Raw genomic sequence first — 18477 nt, 5'->3', positions numbered from 1 at the left:
TGATTCTATAACATAACTCTATTTTTTTCAAATATTTAAAAACGTTTCATTGAATTTTTATACGAAGATTACTCGATTATTATTTGACTTTATTTAATTATTTATATTATGCTAAAGGCGATTAAAAAACAGAGGAGAAAAAGTATGCCTTTTTTAAATAACAAGTTTTTTTTAAAGCGTTGGATTCCCTTCATCCTTCTGGTCCTATTTTTACTGGGAAGTATTGTCTTTTTTCTCGTTCTTTTTTTATTCCCAACTTCTGATATCCATGCAGTGGAGAAAAAGGAAGACTGGATTTTCTATGCTGAGGACAATCCCGAATCTACTTTTATTAGCCGTTATGTGAAACATTTACCTAGTGTAAAAGCCAATGATCGTTTTGTGATGAAGCGAAAAATGACCAACGATTATAAATACCCTACAATGTTACTAATTGGCGATCATCAACACATGACTGTCTATCTCGATGATCAAGAAATTTACACCAACGATGAGCCCAATGATCCACTGACTCTCAATCATCCAGGCAAAACATTGTCTTTTATCACCTTGCCTGAGGATTATGTTGGTAAAACCTTGAAAATATACGTGACTAGTCCTTTTGACACCTATTCTGGCTTCCCAGCAGAAGTCTTTTTTGGCCCTGCAAATGCACTGATCGGCTATGTCTTCAGTCTGTCAATTTTAAATATTTACATTCTTTTATTTACTGGTTTTATTTGTATCATCAATTTATTTTATGTCTTAGTTTCTTTTATCAATCAACGAAGGCTGAAAATATCTTCTCTCTTATTCAGCGGCTTTGCCTTAACAGCAGGCTTGGAAGCGGGCTTCAGCGATATGCTTGGTGGACTACTGTTTCCCCCGATCGTCAACTCCGTAATGTTAAATATTCTTTCTATTATTACACCAATGTTCTTGATCGGCTTTTACTGCACGAATATGCATTTTATTCGCAAGTACTACCAGAAATGGTTATACTTCCACTATTCATTCGGTCTGTTAGCGATACTTTTCGCACTTTTCCAAGCACAAAGTTTGCCCGTCATCATGAATTATATGTTCTTGTTGAATATTACCAGTACCTTCATTACTTCTTTTGCAGCAATCTATGAAGCATTGAAAAAAAATCCTTTTTATGTCATTTGTGCGCCTTGGATCGTGATTGCGGCTATTGGTCATTGTTTCTTGTATATTCAGGATATTTTAGTTTTGCCACAATCTGATATTAATTGGCGTTCGATCATCTTTTTCTTATTAATTATCATTTTTACTTGTTATGGATTCCTCGAACTTTTTTTTGCCAGCGAGGGCAAAAACAAACAGATCGATACAGCAGACATCAAAGTGCGTTTATATGAGAACCAACAAGCAATCAGCCCTGAACAAACGTTAAAATGGCAGCAAGTTTTACGGACCATCAAACAAAGAACCCATACGGTCAAGGATATGTTAGAAGATCAGCAGTTGGCAGCGGCCTATGAAGGCCTTAGTGAGATTGAAGAACAGATCAAGCAGCAGTTAACGAGTCCTTCCGTTGAAAAAGAATCACTCACGACGATGCTGCTTGCTAATTATAAACACACAGCTGCTCAAAAAAGGATCACCTTTGCCTGTGATGGCATCATAGAACCACTGGAACAATTGGCGGAAAATGATCGTCTATCCTTGATCGCTCATTGCCTAGAGTACGCCATCCGATACACTTGTGCGGTCACTGATCCTCAAAAGCGAAGACTCGCGTTGAGGGTGAATGACACGAACGGCCAGTTGCATATCGACTGCCAAATGCCGCTTCTCTCAAATGAAGAAGCAGAAAAACTACAGAACAATGAAACCAAACGACAGGCGATGCAGGCTGACATGCAAATGCTAGAACAACTTTGTTTAGCCTACCAAGGAAGTATCCGGATTGAAGAAACTGACGGGCTTCACCTCTTGCATTTGACACTTAGGGCGAAAATAGATCCGCTGTCTTTCGACTGACCGTCTTGCTACATTAGTTTTAAAGGAGCGATTTTAAGAAAAAGCGAAAAAACTCTTGCTTTTTTCGCTTTTTCGCTTTAGCATGATAAAGAACAGCAACAAGCATTGGAATAGTAGTTTTATGATGGTCTTAGAGAGTCGATGGCAGCTGAAAAATCGACACCCACTGATAAAATGAACCTACCCAATGGCAATGACCGCAAAACGGTCGGTGGAAAGGCCTTATCCTTTACGAGTTGGATTATCCCGATAGATAATCAACAAAGGTGGTACCGCGAAATCCAAGCATTTCGTCCTTTTTTAGGACGAGATGCTTTTTTATTTTTTTAAGGAGGAAAAAGAATGACACAAAAAAATGATTTTACAGAATGGTATATCCAAACGATCCAAAAAGCCGAATTGATGGCTTACTCCCCAGTGAAAGGCTCCATTATTTTCCGTCCTGACGGCTTCGAACTTTGGGAGCATATCCAAGAAGAGTTCAATCGATTCTTGAAAAAAGAGGGCATTCGCAATGCGTACTTCCCAATGCTGATTCCGCAAAATTTCTTTATGAAAGAAGCCGATCATATTGAAGGTTTTGCGCCTGAATTGCCATGGGTCACAGAAGTCGGCAATGAAAAATTGGAAGAACCTTTGGCCTTGCGTCCAACCTCAGAAACCATGATTGGCTCTGCCTTTTCTGATTGGATCAACTCCTATCGTGACCTACCTTACGAAATCAATCAATGGGCAAACGTCTTTCGTTGGGAAAAGAAAACATTGCCTTTCTTGCGTACCTCAGAGTTTTTATGGCAAGAAGGTCATACCGCTCATGAAAACGAAGAAGATGCACGTCAACGCACCATGAAAATCTTGGATGAATATGCCCGCCTTTGCGAAGAATTCCTAGCGATCCCTGTTTATCGCGGACAAAAAACCCCTTCTGAGCGTTTTGCTGGAGCAGTTGATACTTATTCGATCGAAGCGATGATGAAAGACGGCAAAGCAGTCCAAGCAGGAACCAGCCACTACATGGGGACAAAATTTGCTGAAGCATTTGATATTACGTATTTAACGAAAGAAAACAAGCATGTCCATGCCCACACAACCTCTTGGGGTGTCTCTACCCGCTTGTTGGGGGCCTTGATCATGACCCATGGCGATGAAAATGGGTTAGTTTTCCCACCAACCATTGCACCAACCCAAGTTGTGTTGTTACCAGTCGGTCCATGGAAAAAGAATCCAGCCATCTTAGAAAAATTAGAAGAACTGTATGCCAACTTTAAAGCCAAGGGCATTCGTGTTCGATTGGATGATTCTGATAACTCACCTGGCTATAAGTTCAATGAATGGGAACTAAAAGGCGCTTGCTTGCGAATCGAATGTGGCCCAAGAGATTTAGAAGCTGGCAAAGTGATGGTCAAAGTCCGCGACTTGACTGACAAGCAAACAGTCGCTCTTGAGGACTTGGAAGCCTTCGTTGATCAAGAACTGCAAGCAATGACCCCACGCTTATTGGCAGCTGCGAAGGAACGTAACAAAGATAATGAGTACACCAACATCGATACATTGGATGAACTAAAAGCCCATATCGAAACGTGCAAACAAGAAGACAAAGTGACTGGCTTTGTTTTGATCGGTTGGGACGGCTCGGAAGAAACGGAAGCGAAAATCAAAGAAGAAACCGGCTTTACTACCCGGAACATTCCGTTTGAAGCACCAATGGAAAAAACAGTCGATATCGTCAGCGGCAAGCCTGCCAAGCATACCGTTTGGATCGCCCGCGCATACTAATAGAAAAAACGAAGCAGCCAGATTGAAAAGGCTGCTTCGTTTTTTGATTAATAAATCAATGAAAGAAAATCTTCAGGCGTGATGCTGCCAAAATATTTTTTAACATCAATGTTGGCGATGACTTGTGCCAAATCTTCCTTGGCATAACGAGTTCCGATCAGGGCTTGTTCGACATCTGCAATGTCCCCTAGTCCGAAAAAGTCGCCAAAGATTTTGGCATCCGTGATTTTTCCTTCTGCCACATTCAAACGAACTTCGATGGAGCCGATTGGGAAGCGATGACGGCGTTCAATATCAAAAGCTGGAGATTTACCGTAATTCCAATCCCAGTTGCGATAATACTTATCGGAAATCTCATTGATCTTGACCCAATCCTCTTCAGTCAGTTCATAGGTTTTGACTTCTTCCAAGGAATCGACACCAAAAATCTTCAATAAGATTTCTTGACGGAACTCTTCAGTCGTCATGTCTTGCTTCTCTTTTGGCAAGAATGGTTTGATGTTGGTCACTCTTGAGCGGATCGATTTGATGCCTTTTGATTCGATTTTGTCTTTGCGGACTTTCAAGGCGTTGACCACTTCATTGATGTCACTGTCAAACATGATCGTCCCATGAGCAAACATCCGGCCATTCGTTGCGTACATCGCATTCCCAGAAAACTTCATGTCATTGATCACAAGGTCGTTGCGCCCTTTTAGTTGCGCCCCTTCAACCCCCATCTCATGCAAGGCTTGGACGATTGGTTTGGTCAGTTTTTCAAAATCTCTGAAAGAATTGCCATCGTCAGGCATAATAAAGCTGAAATTCAAGTTTCCGAAATCATGATAGACTGCACCGCCGCCGCTGAAACGACGAACGACATGAATCCCATGTTCATCCACATATTCCTTATTGATCTCTTCGATCGTATTTTGATTGCGTCCAATGATAATCGATGGTTCATTAATGTAAAAAAGTAAGATTGGTTCATCCACTTTCATTTCTTGAAGAAGAAAAATCTCGATGGCTAAATTGATGCGTGGGTCGTTCAGTTCATTCGGTACAAAAAGCATACTATTCGTTCCTCCTAATTAGATGATTTCTACTATTTTTTGAACAGCCGCCAACTCAACAGGGATTCCATTGGCAGCTAGCGCAGCCTCTTCTCGTAACTGTTCTAAGTCACCGTGTTGCGGCAAATGCGTCAACATTAATTTTTTCACCTGCGCTGCATGGGCGATCTCCCCTGCTTCTTTTGAAGTAAAATGAGCCTTGTGCCGCTCATTTCCTGCAAAAAGATAGGTATCTGCCAAGAATAAGTCAGCCCCTTCAGCAAACGGAACGAAAGATTCTAAATAGCCAGAGTCTCCAGTAAAAACAAAGACCTTGCCCGTACTTTTCTCAACAAATCGCATGGCATAGCAAGTGACTGGATGGATCGTTTTCATAAAGGTAATGGTGAACGGGCCCAATTCCAACGACTTAGACTGAAGGTAATCAAATCCCTGAGTCACTCCCGGCATCGTCAGACTTTCAAAATGAACCCTGTCCTCCCCATGACCGTAGATCGGCAAAACCTGGCGTTCTTCGTTTTCGGGATATAATTGCCAATAGTATTGTAATACCCCCAGATCCGCAATATGATCGTGATGGTAATGTGTCAAAATCACTGCATCTAAGTCTAATGGATCAAGGATCTTTTCTAATTGGACCAAGGTGGTACTTCCCGCATCAAGCAGCAAATGAAAGCCATCTGACTCTAATAAATAGCCAGTAGTCCCTTCACCATTATACGGATAGGCACCTAAACAGCCTAAGACAGTTATTTTCACATGTGTTTCCTCCTCTTTGGCTCCAGCTGATTTTCTACTTCTTTTATGCTATCACATCTCAGCTGATTTGACTAAAATCCGACCATTTTTTTTGCGAAAAAGTATCAAGAAAATCAGAAAAAAACGACGTCTATTGATGAATCCCTTGAATGAGTGTTCAACTCTATCCTTAAGGAACCATTCCAATGGTACGTCGTCTTTTTTTGCTTATCTGATCAGCGCTCGTTGTTCATTGATCAATTCTTCATAGAATGCTGCGTTGACCGCATACGCATAGGCGTTTGCCCACAACATCCCGATCAAAAGCGCCAAGAAACCCAGAATAAACCAACCAATCAGTGATAACTGCAGCCAAATGTATTGCCCCAGATGCGGTCGCAAGAGAGCGAAAGCTGCTTTAATTGATTGAAGGACTCCTAATTCCGGTTGATCATAGCGCAGATAGATTGCTAATTGGATCACACCAGTAACGACTTGTGACAAAAAGAAGAACAAAATGATGGAGAGAAAGATCCCAATCACAAAAGCGACCGAACCATTAAACATAGCCACATCAACAGAGATTCCCCGATTAAAATTGAATACCAAGTCCAAATACTGATTGAGTCCTGATAAGACAAACTGCGGCAAGAAAATCGCAAAACTCAAAAGATAATTTAAAAGCGCGCTCACTAAATTTAATAGCAAAAACGGTACATACAGACGCTTATCAAAGACTAGAAAAATATCCGCCACCTGGATTCCTCTGCCACGAACCAGATAGAGTGCCATGATACTCAATGCTACCGAAAACGCAAAGAAGACAAAATTATCCAAGATCAGATCGATCCAGCTCCCTGCATTGTTTGCACCAAAAGAAGTCCCAATACTACTAAAAAGCGAGCTGACCACCGCTTGAACGGCAACCGTCGCTAAAATACTTAAGACGAACGTTCCCCAGAATCCTCGCAAGGAGTTTTTAGCCGTCTCACGAATCATTGTGTTTGATCTCATAGGCTCACCTTAATAACTGCGCAATGCTTTAACGGTTTTATCATCTAAGCGGCGGACCACTTCCGTTACAAGCTTGACTGTATTAAAGTAATCATCCTCATGAATGACGGAAGTATGCGAGTGCAAGTAACGAACGGGCACTGTAATAGCGATCGAAGGAACCCCATCACGAGTCAAATGCATTTGTCCGGCATCAGTTCCTCCACCAGTGATTACGGTATATTGGAAGGGAATCTCCATCTCTTCGGCGACATCGATCACAAAATTCAATAATTTCTTGTGAGGAATCATGGAAGCATCGAAAATCAAGACTTGTGGGCCTTTGCCTAACACAGAATCCGCTTCTTTTGGTGTCATTCCAGGTGTGTCCCCAGCGGTACCAGTATCTAGTGCGATAGCGATATCAGGATTCACTAAGTGAGTGCTTGTTCGCGCACCTCGTAGTCCAACTTCTTCCATCACGTCACTGCCGGCAAACAAGCAGTTTGGATGTCCTTCTGCTGCCAAGGTTTCTAATACCCGCAGTGATACCGCCGTACCGATTCGATTGTCCCAGGCTTTTGCTAGCAAAAATTTGCTGTCGTTCATCCGTTTGTATTGGATATAGGGGGTGATCATGTCTCCAGGACGGATGCCCCAGCCTTTGGCTTCTTCTTCGCTTGACGCGCCAATATCGATGAACATATCTTTGATATCGTAAGGTTTGTTTCGAGTTTCTGGACTCAACACATGGGGTGGTTTTGAGCCGACTACGCCGTGGATCACTTTGCCTTCATTGGTTTTGATCTCCACTTGCTGTGCCAGCATCACTTGCCCCCACCAGCCCCCAAGGGTTTGAAATTCAATAAAGCCTTTTTCTGTGATTTTTGTTACCATAAAGCCGACTTCATCCATATGTCCCGAAATAAAAATTTTCGGACCGCCGCCATCACCAACATGTTTGGCAATGACACTTCCTAAACCATCAAAAAAGATATCTTCAGCAAAGTCTTTGGCATATTCTTTAAAGACTTCACGCACTTCCTCCTCATTCCCAGGAACCCCACGTGCAGTCGTTAGGTCTATTAAAAGCTGTTCTTCTTTTTTCTCCATCTTGCTTCCTCCTTTGTCTCATTGATTATGATTATACCATTCTCTTAATCTGGTGCCAGAGGGAAATACAAAAAGATTGGTTAAACGAAAAAAAACGATCCTAGTTTCCTAGAATCGTTTTATCGTATAAATAGATCAAGTTTCAATAATCCGCAGACACAGCTTGACGGTAATCAAATAGGCAAATAGATAGACAACTGCTGCTACTCCTGCAAACAAATGAGCGACCCAGTACCCGGGACTGTCGATGATCTGTGTGAAAGTATTGATGGCAAATACCGCATGCAAAATCGCCAATAAGGTGCCAGGCATAAAAATCCAAATGTTTTGCCAGTACACCAACTTGCGCACTTCATTACGGGTGTAGCCTAATTTTGTCAATAGTCGGTAATTGTACTTTTCCCGCTCCGTGTTAGAAAATTGCCGAACGATCAAACTACTAGACGTGGTGATCAAAACGATCACCCCAACAAATAGCGATACGAACAAAATGATTCCTGCTTGTCGTCGCACCCCGCGCATTGTTGTAAAGCGATTGGCTAACGTTAGCCGATATGCGGTCGTCTGACCACTATCACTACTTGAATCCCGAGCGGTCTCTGGATAAAAGCGTACGTTTTTTTGGTCGTCGCTAAATTCATAGGTCAATGGATGCGCCCACTCGATTGGCAGCTCTTCATCCAACAACTGTGTCAGCGCGTCTGTTTGCACCTTTTCGGTCTGTAAATAAGCAATGGTATAGGTGAATCCTTTGATTTGTTGGTACGCCTCATCTTGAATGACAAGGACATTGGGTAAAGAATAGCGTAAAGCACTATCACCAAAATAATCTTGTTCGGCTTGAATGAGTTTAAAATTATGCTGACTGCCGACTTTGACTTCATCGCGATATGTGATAAACGAACGAGTCACATCGTATTGACTGTCAAAAAGCACCGCTTGTTTATCGGTACTCAGTTGAATCTCCGGGGCATCGGGAACCAGTTTTCGCAGACGCTGATAATCAGAAAAAGCGACCAGATTCACCATGATATTTTCAATATTTTCGTCTTGCAACTCTCCAAGGTAACGGGTTTGAACCGTCATATTGGTCATTTTATAGGGAATTGCTTGTTCCGCTGTAATTGGCACATCCGACTTTTCTAAAAGGGTACGCAAGGCCCCTGCCTGCTCTCCTGACACCTGAAAGGAAGTTGGATAGATACGGTTCGTTGCTTGGTAATTCAAAGAGATGACCCCCATTGTTCCCCCGATCAATGAAATCGCGATTGCAGTGATGATCGTCAAAAGGGCGTAGCTTTTCCACGTCCTTTGCAAGTAAGCACGCACGTTATTGTAAGCAATCAGTTTCGCCCCTTTGATAAGACGTTTTTTCGGCTTACTCAAAAAATATAACAATGCCGGCAACGAGCAATCAAAAAAAAGATAGGTTGCCGTCACACAGCAAAACAGAATCAATAAAGGAATCCATAAAATTGCTGAAAAATCTTGCGTATACGTGATATAGTTGGTCCATGTTTCCCTTAGGGTCAATGACAGATAATACCCTACCCCAAGTAAAATCAGACCTAGGACCCCCATCAATGTACGAAACGGAGTCATTTTCATTTTTTTGATCGGTAAGCGGTATTCGGTCTTGATCAATTCACTCATTGGGGTACGCCAAACAAAAAGGATCACTTGAATACTCAATATAATCATTGCGGCAATAAAGACAAAGACCGTCGAAAAAATCGATTGCGGTGAATTAAAGAAATGACTGGTCAAATTTAGGCCCATCGCCCGAATCAAAATCATTGAGAAGAATTTTGAAAAAATAATTCCCATAAAGATACCGGTCACTAGAGAGAAAAAATTTAGTAAAAACGTTTCCCGTAGCAACAGCCAAGCAAGACGACCTTGTCGCAACCCCAAAAGCTGGTAAACACTGATTTCTTTTTGTCGCTGACTAAGAAAAAAATGATTGGCACTCAGCATAAAAAACAAGACAACAAATGCGACCACACTGCTGCCAAATCCTAATACCCCTTCAATCCGGATGTCTTGCTGGACCCGTTGATTCAAGAGGCGATCGTTCATCAAGGCATTAAATGAATAGAAAATCATCACAGCGGTCATCATACAAATAAAATACACCATATAATTGCGAAACTGCCGCAAAAAACTCCGCCAGCCGATTTTAAACAACATGGCGCGGACCGCCTCCAATCGTAGCCTGCATATCGATGATTTTCTCGAAAAATTCCTGACGGCTGCCTTTTTTGACAACTTCCGCAAAGAAGACACCATCGCGAATGAACAGAATCCGATTGCAGTAGCTGGCGGTAAAAGGATCGTGGGTGACCATCAAGATCGTCGTTTTTTCTTGTTGATTGATTTGCGCTAAATACCGTAACAATTCTGTTGCCGCTTTTGAATCAAGGGCTCCCGTGGGTTCATCAGCAAAAAGGACCGCCGGACGACTGATGATCGCCCGAGCAGCAGCGACCCTTTGTTTTTGCCCTACAGACAATTCTTCTGGGTAGCGATCCAACAAGTGTTCGATCCCTAACAAATTGGCCGTCTCCTCGATACGTACTTGGGTTTCCTTCACGGGCAAACGATCAATCGCTAAAGGCAGCAAAATATTGTCTCTGGCTGTCAATGTCTCTAAAAGATTAAAATCTTGAAAGATGAAGCCAATCTGCTGACGGCGAAAATCGCTGAGGGCTTTTTCCGACATTCGGGTAATGTCTTTGCCATCGATATAGATCGAGCCTAAGCTAGGTCGCATGATTGAAGACAAAAGATTCATCAAGGTCGTTTTCCCAGCACCGCTTGGCCCCATGACCCCAACAAATTCTCCTTGATCCACTGCAAAAGAAAGGTTATCTAATACTTTGGTTTGATTGAAACGGGTGCCGTAACTTTTTGTCAGATGCTTCACATCGATCATATTTTTCACACAGAACCCTCCTTTAAAAAAATTCTCTCCTTATGGTAGCATACTTTATCATTGAATACTTCTGCTTCAAAACAGAGAAAAAATAAATTTAAAAAAGTTTTTATTCATTATGTGAAACATGGAACAACCAAATCCTTAATCTTATCAAGTTTTCTCGAAAACACCTCAATGAATATACACCATATATTGTGTATATCCAAAACACAAACCCTTTTCGACTACTATATATAGTTGCTCATTTCTACAATTTGTTTTATTATATTGTGGAAGATAAGGAGTGGTAGAAATGATGAACATTAAGAGAAATCCTGAGCAAGGGTTGGAAAGACAGTCCGCTTTGCGTCAGTTAAAAATCGTAAAACGTGATGGACGGCTTGTCGATTTTGATGATCAAAAAATTTATGATGCGTTAGTGAAAGCCCTGAGAAAAATCAACGGTGAGCTTTCTCCCATCGACCACGAAAAAATCACCGAGATCGTTGACAGTGTCGATCACGAGATCGCGGAACGTTTTCGTACAAATGTAAAAATCTATGAGATCCAAAATATCGTCGAGCATATCTTGTTAGCAAAGAACGAGTATGCCTTGGCTGAAGAATATATCAACTACCGGACCCATCGTGATTTCGAACGCAGCAAAGCAACAGACATCAACTTTACGATCAATAAATTGATGAATAAAGATCAATCGGTCGTCAATGAAAATGCCAATAAGGATAGTAACGTGTTCAACACACAACGTGATTTGACCGCTGGGATCGTAGGAAAATCGATTGGTTTGAAAATGCTGCCTCCTCACGTGGCAAATGCCCACCAAAAAGGCGACATTCATTACCATGACTTGGATTATCATCCATATACCCCAATGACTAACTGCTGCCTAATCGATTTTAAAGGCATGCTAAATAATGGATTTAAAATTGGGAACGCCGAAGTGGAATCGCCAAAATCGATCCAAACGGCCACCGCTCAAATCTCACAAATCATTGCAAATGTAGCATCGAGTCAATATGGTGGCTGTTCTGCTGATCGAACAGATGAATTATTGGCTCCTTTTGCTGAGTTGAATTACCAAAAACATTTAAAAGATGCCGAAGAATGGATTGAGACACCCGAACGTCGGGAAGCTTACGCGAAGAGCAAAACCCGCAAAGATATCTACGATGCAATGCAAAGTCTAGAATACGAAATCAATACGTTATTCACCTCTAACGGACAAACGCCGTTTACTTCCCTTGGCTTTGGTTTAGGAACCAACTGGTTCGAACGGGAAATTCAACGAGCGATTCTCCAAATTCGCATCAACGGGTTAGGTAGTGAAAAGCGTACTGCTATTTTCCCGAAATTGATTTTTAGTATTCGCCGTGGGGTCAACTTGGCACCTACCGATCCGAACTATGATATTAAAGAACTGGCTTTAGAATGTGCCACTAAACGGATGTACCCGGATATTTTGAATTATGATAAATTGGTTGAATTGACTGGCAGCTTTAAAGTGCCGATGGGCTGTCGTTCTTTCTTGCAAGGCTGGAAAAACGAACGTGGTGAAGAAATCAATGTCGGTCGGATGAATCTAGGTGTCGTGACATTGAATATTCCACGGATCGCCTTAGAAGCAAATGGCGATCAAGAAAAATTCTGGTCACTGCTGGAGGACCGTCTGCAAATCGTTAAAGATGCCCTTGTCTATCGAGTGGAACGCTGTAAAGAAGCGAGTCCCGCCAATGCACCGATCCTTTATATGTATGGGGCTTTCGGTGAACGTTTGGATCGCAAAGACAATGTCAACGAATTATTCAAAAACAAACGTGCCACTGTTTCGCTTGGTTACATTGGTTTATACGAAGCTGCTTCGGCTTTTTACGGTGGAACTTGGGAACAAGACCCAGAAGCAAAGGCCTTTACGATGGCGATCGTGAAAGAATTGAAAGCTCATGCCGATGCCTGGGGCGATGAATACGGCTATCATTTCAGTGTGTACTCGACCCCTAGTGAAAGCTTGACCGATCGTTTCTGTCGCTTAGATACCGAAAAATTCGGTGAAGTTGAAAATATTACCGACAAAGAATATTATACCAATAGCTTCCACTATGATGTGCGGAAAAATCCGACACCATTTGAGAAACTTGATTTTGAAAAGGACTATCCAAAATACTGTTCTGGTGGCTTTATTCATTACTGTGAATATCCAGTCTTGCAGCAAAATCCAAAAGCGTTAGAAGCGGTTTGGGATTACGCATATGATCGGGTCGCTTATCTTGGAACAAATACCCCTATCGATCACTGTTACGAGTGCGGATATGAAGGAGACTTTAATCCAACCGAACGAGGCTTTGAATGTCCACAATGTGGCAATCACGATCCAAAAAGTTGTGATGTTGTCAAAAGAACCTGCGGGTATCTTGGAAATCCTCAAGCTCGCCCGATGGTCAACGGTCGTCACAAAGAAATCTCTGCTCGGGTCAAACATTTGCAAGAATAATCATAAAAGGAGTGTTAGATTTCTTCTACACTCCTTTTATCGAACAACCCCTGTAATTCACAATAGAAAGAAGTTTTCTTATGAGAAATCCTAAGCCCCAAGAATGGAAAGCAAACGAGTACAGTCAAAATTATATCGCTGATTACAAAGCCTTCAACTTTGTGGACGGTGAAGGCATCCGAAATAGTTTATATGTGAGCGGCTGCCTGTTTGCTTGTGAAGGCTGTTTCAACAAAGCCGTCCAAAACTTTCGCTACGGCACACCTTTTACCCAAGAGCTAGAGGATCGAATCATTGAGGATCTGCGACATGACTATGTTCAAGGACTGACCCTCCTAGGCGGCGAACCTTTCTTGAACACGACGGTCTGTCTGAAAGTTGTTGATCGCGTTCGCGCCGAATTTGGTCATAGCAAGGACATTTGGAGCTGGTCAGGCTACACTTACGAAGAACTGCTCTTGGAAACCCCTGACAAACTAGAACTTTTATCCAAAATTGATATTTTGGTGGACGGCCGTTTTGAACTCAGCAAGCGAAACCTAAACTTGCAGTTTCGTGGTAGCAGCAATCAACGAATCATTGATCTTGCTGCATCTCGAGAACAAGGAAAAGCGGTTATCTGGGCAAAGTGCAAAGATGCTGAAGCAAGTTACGAACAAATCAAAAAACAAATTTAACGACTCAAAACACCGTGCATCTTGAGATGAACCCAAAAGTTAGACCAAAAAATCGAACTTTTGGGGTCACCACATCTTCCTTCAAAGATGATGCACGGTGTTTTTTTTGTTATATAAAAATCAGTGACCAAGCTTTTTAAAGGTACTTACTTGCTTCACGAACCGTCAAAGGCGCCAGACTTTTTTGATGGCGTAGAAGAAAATCTTGGACCCACAGAGGATTCGTCTTGGCATAGTCTCGCAAGCTCCAGCCAATGGCTTTGTTGATAAAGAATTCAGAACTCCCCAAATTGTTGACAAGGATCTCTTCAAGGAATGGTCGATCCATCTGTTCTTTTTGCAACAATTGGTGAAGAATCGCCACTCGCCGTAGCCAAAGATTATCCTCAAGACTCCAACGAAGCATCTCAGCCTTTAACGCTGGCAGTCGGCGAACAAGCTTTCTGACGACCTCACTTAGTGCGTCCACGCTATCCCACCAAGATTTCGTTATGACTAACTGTTCAATTTTTCCTAGATCAACGGCTGATAAAAAGGGCTCCAGCGCCACTAAATAATCAATCGCAAGGTACTGGTGTTCCCGATAGCTGCTTTGCCAACATTGATCGATAAATTCCCAATCGATTCGTTTCATTTGTTTTGCTACTTTAAAGGCTGCTTTTTCCTGCTGACGGCGCAACGGTGTAGGGATGCCTAAAAACTCAAACTGATGCCGCATATAGGCGGCCATTTTTTCCCTTCGTTCTTCATCAGCCAAAGCAATCATCGTTTCATATACTTGATAGATCGTCATATTGGTCCTCCTTTTTAGGTCTACTGATCGTCAGATGTTTGCCATAAAGGCAGTACGATATTTTCATAGGTCAGAGGATCGAGATTTGTGACGGTGATTCCCAAAAGACGAATGCCTTTTTCAAGACCTAAAATCTCTTCCCAAATGAGACTGGCTTCTGAAAATAACTGTTCTTTTTTATGAACGTAAATCGGCAAAGTCACTCGTTTAGTGATCGTAGAGTAATCACTGTAACGGACTTTCAACACGACTGTTTTGCCATGTTTCTGTGTGCGCTTTAGTGATCTCTCAACTTCTTCTGCGATGGCGCGTAATTGACTTAAGACTTGTTCTTCACTCGTTAATGGATTGCCGTATGTATGCTCCTTACCGACTGATTTTCGTTCTCTGGTCACACTGACTGGTGAATCATGGATTCCTCTAACTTTGCGATACAAAGAATACCCCATTTTGCCAAATTCGCGGATCAACGCCATCTCACTCCAAGCGTATAGATCTGCTCCTGTAAAAATGCCTAACTCATGCATCCTGGGGACAGTTTTCTTCCCGATCCCATGAAATTTATCGATGGGTAGTTGTTGTAAAAAGGCCACTGCCTCATCCGGCATCACCACTGTTAACCCTCGTGGTTTATGATAATCCGAGGACAATTTTGCCAAAAACTTGTTGTAACTGACGCCTGCCGAACAAGTCAAATGGGTCTCATGCCAGATGTCTCGCTGAATCAGACGAGCGATCTTAATTGCTGAAGGACAGTTGATTTTGTTCACTGTGACGTCCAGATACGCTTCATCAATTGAAACTGGTTCGATGATGTCGGTGTATCGGTGAAAAATTTCTCTGACTTGCTGGGACACTTCACGATACTTTTGATGATTCCCCGGTTTAAAAATCGCTTGCGGACAAAGCTCGTAGGCTTTTTGTGCGCTCATTGCCGAATGGATGCCATATTGTCGCGCCAGATAATTCGCTGTCGTGACCACTCCTCGGCCGCCGGTATCACTTGGGTGACGGGCAATGACAAGGGGATGCTTGGCCAGCTCAGGATCATCCCGTTCTTCCACCGAAGCAAAAAAAGCATCCATATCAATATGAATAATTTTGCGGCTCGTATCATTTTTTAAGGGAAATTGCAGTTCCGACATCGTTGCTCACCTCGCTTCTTATTATAAACGAACAGAAGTTCCCTATCAAGCAAGGAATCAAGACAAAGACGCAAAAAGGACCAATTTTCATTGGCCCTTCCCTATACGTTCGCTACTTTTGCTGCACGGTTCATGACCCAAGAAGTTCTGCTATAAGGCAGCTTCTCCTCGTTCATTGGTGCGAATCCGAATCGCTTCTTCCAAAGGGTAGACGAATATTTTGCCATCACCGACTTCATCTGTCCGACAGATCGATACAATCAGCTCAATCACGGCATCGACTTTTTCATCTGCCAAAACAAAGCGGACATTTACTTTCGGTAAAAGAGTCGTGATCACTTCTTGGCCACGAATAAACTCTTTTAACCCTTTTTGATTGCCACACCCGAGAACTTGACTGACCGTCATCCCACTGATCAGATCCGATTGATCCAAAGCGGCTTTTAGCTCCTCTAATTTTTCTTGGCGAATAATCGCTTCAACTTTTTTCATGACTGCTCCTCCACTCTTAAGAATCTAACCCCATAAAGGTAGGATAGGCCGTTTCATCATGTTCGATCCGATCCATCCCCACCGCTTCTTCTTGCTGAGATACGCGAATCGGCATCACCCATTTGATCAAGGTAATTATGACAAAGGATAGGATACCAGCGAACAAAATCGTAAATACGATACTTTCGGCTTGTGCGATAAAAAGATCAACACCGCCATAAAGCAATCCTGAATGTCCGCCAACAGCGGGATCGGCAAAGATCCCGGTCATCAAACCACCGAAGATTCCGCCTACCCCGTGACAACCAAAGGCATCCAATGCATCATCTAACCCTAATCGATGTTTGATGACGGAAATAAAGAAGTAACAAAACGGACTGACTAAAGCGCCAATGATAAAGGAAGACCAAAGGGAGACAAACCCCGCCCCTGGTGTGATGGCAACTAAGCCCACCACTGCACCTGTACAAGCACCGACGATTGTCGGTTTTCCCACGACGATTTTTTCGATCAGCATCCAAGAAAGCATCGCACTGGCTGCTGCTGTATTCGTGGTCATTAGGGCGTGGATCGCTAGACCATCAGCTGCTAACGCAGAGCCAGCATTAAAGCCAAACCAGCCAAACCATAAAAGACCGGCACCTAGTACAACAAAGGGAATATTATGAGGACGATATTCGGTTTGATGAAATTCTCGTCGCTTACCGACAACGATCGCTAAGACTAGCCCACTGATTCCCGAACTGATGTGAACGACATTGCCTCCTGCAAAGTCGATCGAGCCGATCGCATCTAAGAAGCCACCGCCCCACACCATATGCGCCATTGGAAAATACACAAAAACCAGCCAGAAGCCAATAAATAGAAAAATAGCAGAGAACCGCATTCTTCCAACGACTGATCCAGTGATAATCGCCGTTGTGATCAAAGCAAACATCATTTGAAAGGCAGCAAACAACCCTTCTGGAATTCCCTCTCCTTCTGACATCGAAACATGATTGAAAAAGACTTTGTCTAAATTGCCAATAAATGATCCTGTCCCGCTAAAGGATAATGTATACCCTAGAGCGACCCAGAGGACGGACGCCAAGCCCATCGTACAAATCACCATCATCATGGTATTGAGGATGTTTTTGCGTCGTTCCAATCCTCCATAAAAAAATGCCAATGCTGGAGTCATTAGAAAAACCATACCGCTACAAATTAAAATAAATGCAATATTCCCTGTATCCATTTTACACGCCTCCCTTTCTATATGTTAGCTATCCTAACACCATATTTTCGAATAATCTAGATTTTTCTGAGAAAAACATGAATTTTCTGAAAATAGCTGACTTTATATGTTAGGTAATATCACATAAGTAAGCGTGTGAACAAAAAAAATACCGAGAGAAGTCTCGGTATGATTACTCTTCTATTTGGTGATACGCTTGATAGACAAGCTGTTTCTTTACTTGATTACGTTTAGCCACTTCTTTGATTGCTTCTTTTGAGGACATTTCGGCCTCTTCCATCAAGGCAGCTACTTGTTCTGCGTAACTTCCTTCATAAACAATTTCATGTATTTCAGAAGAGCCTTCCACCAACAGACAGCATTCTCCTTTGATTGGCTGCTGCTCTAAATAGTCGATCAATTCAGAAAAGGTCCCTCGCAAGTATTCTTCATGGATTTTTGTCAATTCTCGGCAAATGACTGCCTGACGTTCACCAAATACCTCTAGCATTGTTTCAATCGTCGCGGCGATTCGATAGGGTGACTCATAAAAAATCATCGTTGCTTTCTGGGTCACTAATTCACTCAAGGCTTGTTTTTGTTCTTTTTTCTTACGAGGTAAAAAGCCATAAAAGAGATTTGGTTGCGGCGATAAACCTGAAGCAATCAACGCTGTCAAACCTGCCGTAGGTCCCGGAAGCGCAATCACCGCGATTCCTTCAGCTAGACAGGCCTTGACTAATTCATGCCCCGGATCACTGATGGAGGGCATACCAGCATCGCTGCATTGGGCAATGGTCTTGCCCATCTGCAGCTGTTCTACCAACTGCGGAACTCGCTCTTTATAATTGTGTTCATGTAAGCTTTTTTGCGGCGTCGAGATCTCAAAATGATTCAACAATTTCTGGGTATTGCGAGTATCTTCACTTGCGATCAGGTCCGCTTCTTTTAAAATTTTGACACAGCGGACCGTCATATCTTCCAAGTTCCCGATCGGTGTCGGAACAAGATACAGTTTTCCAGAGTCTTGTTTATAACTTTGTTGCTTTTGCATGTACTGCTCCTTTCGAAAA

The 18477-nt window shown here is 42.5% G+C and carries 15 protein-coding genes and 1 other annotated feature; of the genes, 4 read left to right on the top strand and 11 right to left on the bottom strand.

Features of this window, described 5'->3' with window-relative positions:
* Positions 1-144: 144 nt before the first annotated feature.
* Both IGJ74_RS07670 and proS read left to right on the top strand, forming a co-directional pair.
* The gene (locus IGJ74_RS07670; RefSeq protein WP_008381574.1) at positions 145-1986 is read left to right on the top strand and encodes a hypothetical protein; all 1842 of its coding nucleotides are present in this window, start codon (positions 145-147) and stop codon (positions 1984-1986) included.
* 96 nt (positions 1987-2082) lie between these two features.
* Positions 2083-2287: a binding site (T-box leader), on the top strand.
* A 41-nt stretch (positions 2288-2328) separates the two neighbouring features.
* Positions 2329-3762, top strand: a complete 1434-nt coding sequence (gene proS, locus IGJ74_RS07665; RefSeq protein WP_008381577.1) for a proline--tRNA ligase — start codon at positions 2329-2331, stop codon at positions 3760-3762.
* A gap of 47 nt (positions 3763-3809) precedes the next feature.
* On the opposite strand, the gene IGJ74_RS07660 is transcribed toward proS, so the two are convergent.
* From IGJ74_RS07660 to IGJ74_RS07635, 6 genes are all read right to left on the bottom strand, one after another.
* The gene (locus IGJ74_RS07660; protein ID WP_087664243.1) at positions 3810-4814 is read right to left on the bottom strand and encodes a lipoate--protein ligase; all 1005 of its coding nucleotides are present in this window, start codon (positions 4812-4814) and stop codon (positions 3810-3812) included.
* Positions 4815-4832: 18 nt separating this feature from the next.
* Complete coding sequence (locus IGJ74_RS07655) at positions 4833-5573, bottom strand: MBL fold metallo-hydrolase (RefSeq protein WP_008381581.1); 741 nt, start codon at positions 5571-5573, stop codon at positions 4833-4835.
* A gap of 207 nt (positions 5574-5780) precedes the next feature.
* Entirely contained in the window at positions 5781-6566 is a 786-nt protein-coding gene (locus IGJ74_RS07650) for a DUF975 family protein (protein ID WP_237714964.1), read from the bottom strand.
* Between the two features lie 9 nt (positions 6567-6575).
* On the bottom strand, positions 6576-7658 hold the full coding sequence (locus IGJ74_RS07645; RefSeq protein WP_008381585.1) for a M42 family metallopeptidase: 1083 nt from the start codon (positions 7656-7658) through the stop codon (positions 6576-6578).
* A 135-nt stretch (positions 7659-7793) separates the two neighbouring features.
* Positions 7794-9848, bottom strand: a complete 2055-nt coding sequence (locus IGJ74_RS07640) for an FtsX-like permease family protein (protein ID WP_087664244.1) — start codon at positions 9846-9848, stop codon at positions 7794-7796.
* A complete protein-coding gene (locus tag IGJ74_RS07635) occupies positions 9838-10602 on the bottom strand; it encodes an ABC transporter ATP-binding protein (RefSeq protein ID WP_005236606.1) in 765 nt (254 codons plus the stop codon). Before IGJ74_RS07635 ends, IGJ74_RS07640 begins: the two co-directional genes overlap by 11 nt.
* Before the next feature lie 286 nt (positions 10603-10888).
* On the opposite strand from IGJ74_RS07635, the gene nrdD reads away from it, so the two are divergent.
* Both nrdD and nrdG read left to right on the top strand, forming a co-directional pair.
* The gene (nrdD, locus tag IGJ74_RS07630; RefSeq protein WP_005236607.1) at positions 10889-13084 is read left to right on the top strand and encodes an anaerobic ribonucleoside-triphosphate reductase; all 2196 of its coding nucleotides are present in this window, start codon (positions 10889-10891) and stop codon (positions 13082-13084) included.
* Between the two features lie 80 nt (positions 13085-13164).
* Positions 13165-13761 carry an anaerobic ribonucleoside-triphosphate reductase activating protein gene (gene nrdG / locus IGJ74_RS07625; protein ID WP_005236608.1) on the top strand — a complete coding sequence of 199 codons (597 nt, stop codon included), beginning with the start codon at positions 13165-13167 and terminating at the stop codon, positions 13759-13761.
* Positions 13762-13897: 136 nt separating this feature from the next.
* Here the strand turns inward: nrdG and IGJ74_RS07620 are convergent, their stop codons facing one another.
* The 5 genes from IGJ74_RS07620 to rsmI all read right to left on the bottom strand — a co-directional run bounded on the left by IGJ74_RS07620 (position 13898) and on the right by rsmI (position 18458).
* Complete coding sequence (locus IGJ74_RS07620) at positions 13898-14554, bottom strand: DNA alkylation repair protein (RefSeq protein ID WP_087664245.1); 657 nt, start codon at positions 14552-14554, stop codon at positions 13898-13900.
* Between the two features lie 20 nt (positions 14555-14574).
* A complete protein-coding gene (dinB, locus tag IGJ74_RS07615) occupies positions 14575-15699 on the bottom strand; it encodes a DNA polymerase IV (RefSeq protein ID WP_005236610.1) in 1125 nt (374 codons plus the stop codon).
* A gap of 150 nt (positions 15700-15849) precedes the next feature.
* Positions 15850-16191 (bottom strand): P-II family nitrogen regulator, encoded by a 342-nt coding sequence (locus tag IGJ74_RS07610; protein WP_005229830.1) that lies wholly within the window; start codon positions 16189-16191, stop codon positions 15850-15852.
* A 16-nt stretch (positions 16192-16207) separates the two neighbouring features.
* Positions 16208-17425, bottom strand: coding sequence for an ammonium transporter (locus IGJ74_RS07605; RefSeq protein WP_005236611.1), 1218 nt, complete (start codon positions 17423-17425; stop codon positions 16208-16210).
* Positions 17426-17597: 172 nt separating this feature from the next.
* Entirely contained in the window at positions 17598-18458 is an 861-nt protein-coding gene (gene rsmI / locus IGJ74_RS07600; RefSeq protein WP_218193143.1) for a 16S rRNA (cytidine(1402)-2'-O)-methyltransferase, read from the bottom strand.
* Positions 18459-18477: the final 19 nt, after the last annotated feature.

Origin of the sequence: Enterococcus sp. AZ009, from assembly GCF_050548785.1 — a bacterium.
Classification (GTDB): Bacteria; Bacillota; Bacilli; order Lactobacillales; family Enterococcaceae; genus Enterococcus_D; species Enterococcus_D entomosocium.
The sequence above is the reverse complement of the archived record's forward strand: the minus strand, read 5'-3'. Positions and strand labels throughout refer to the sequence as shown.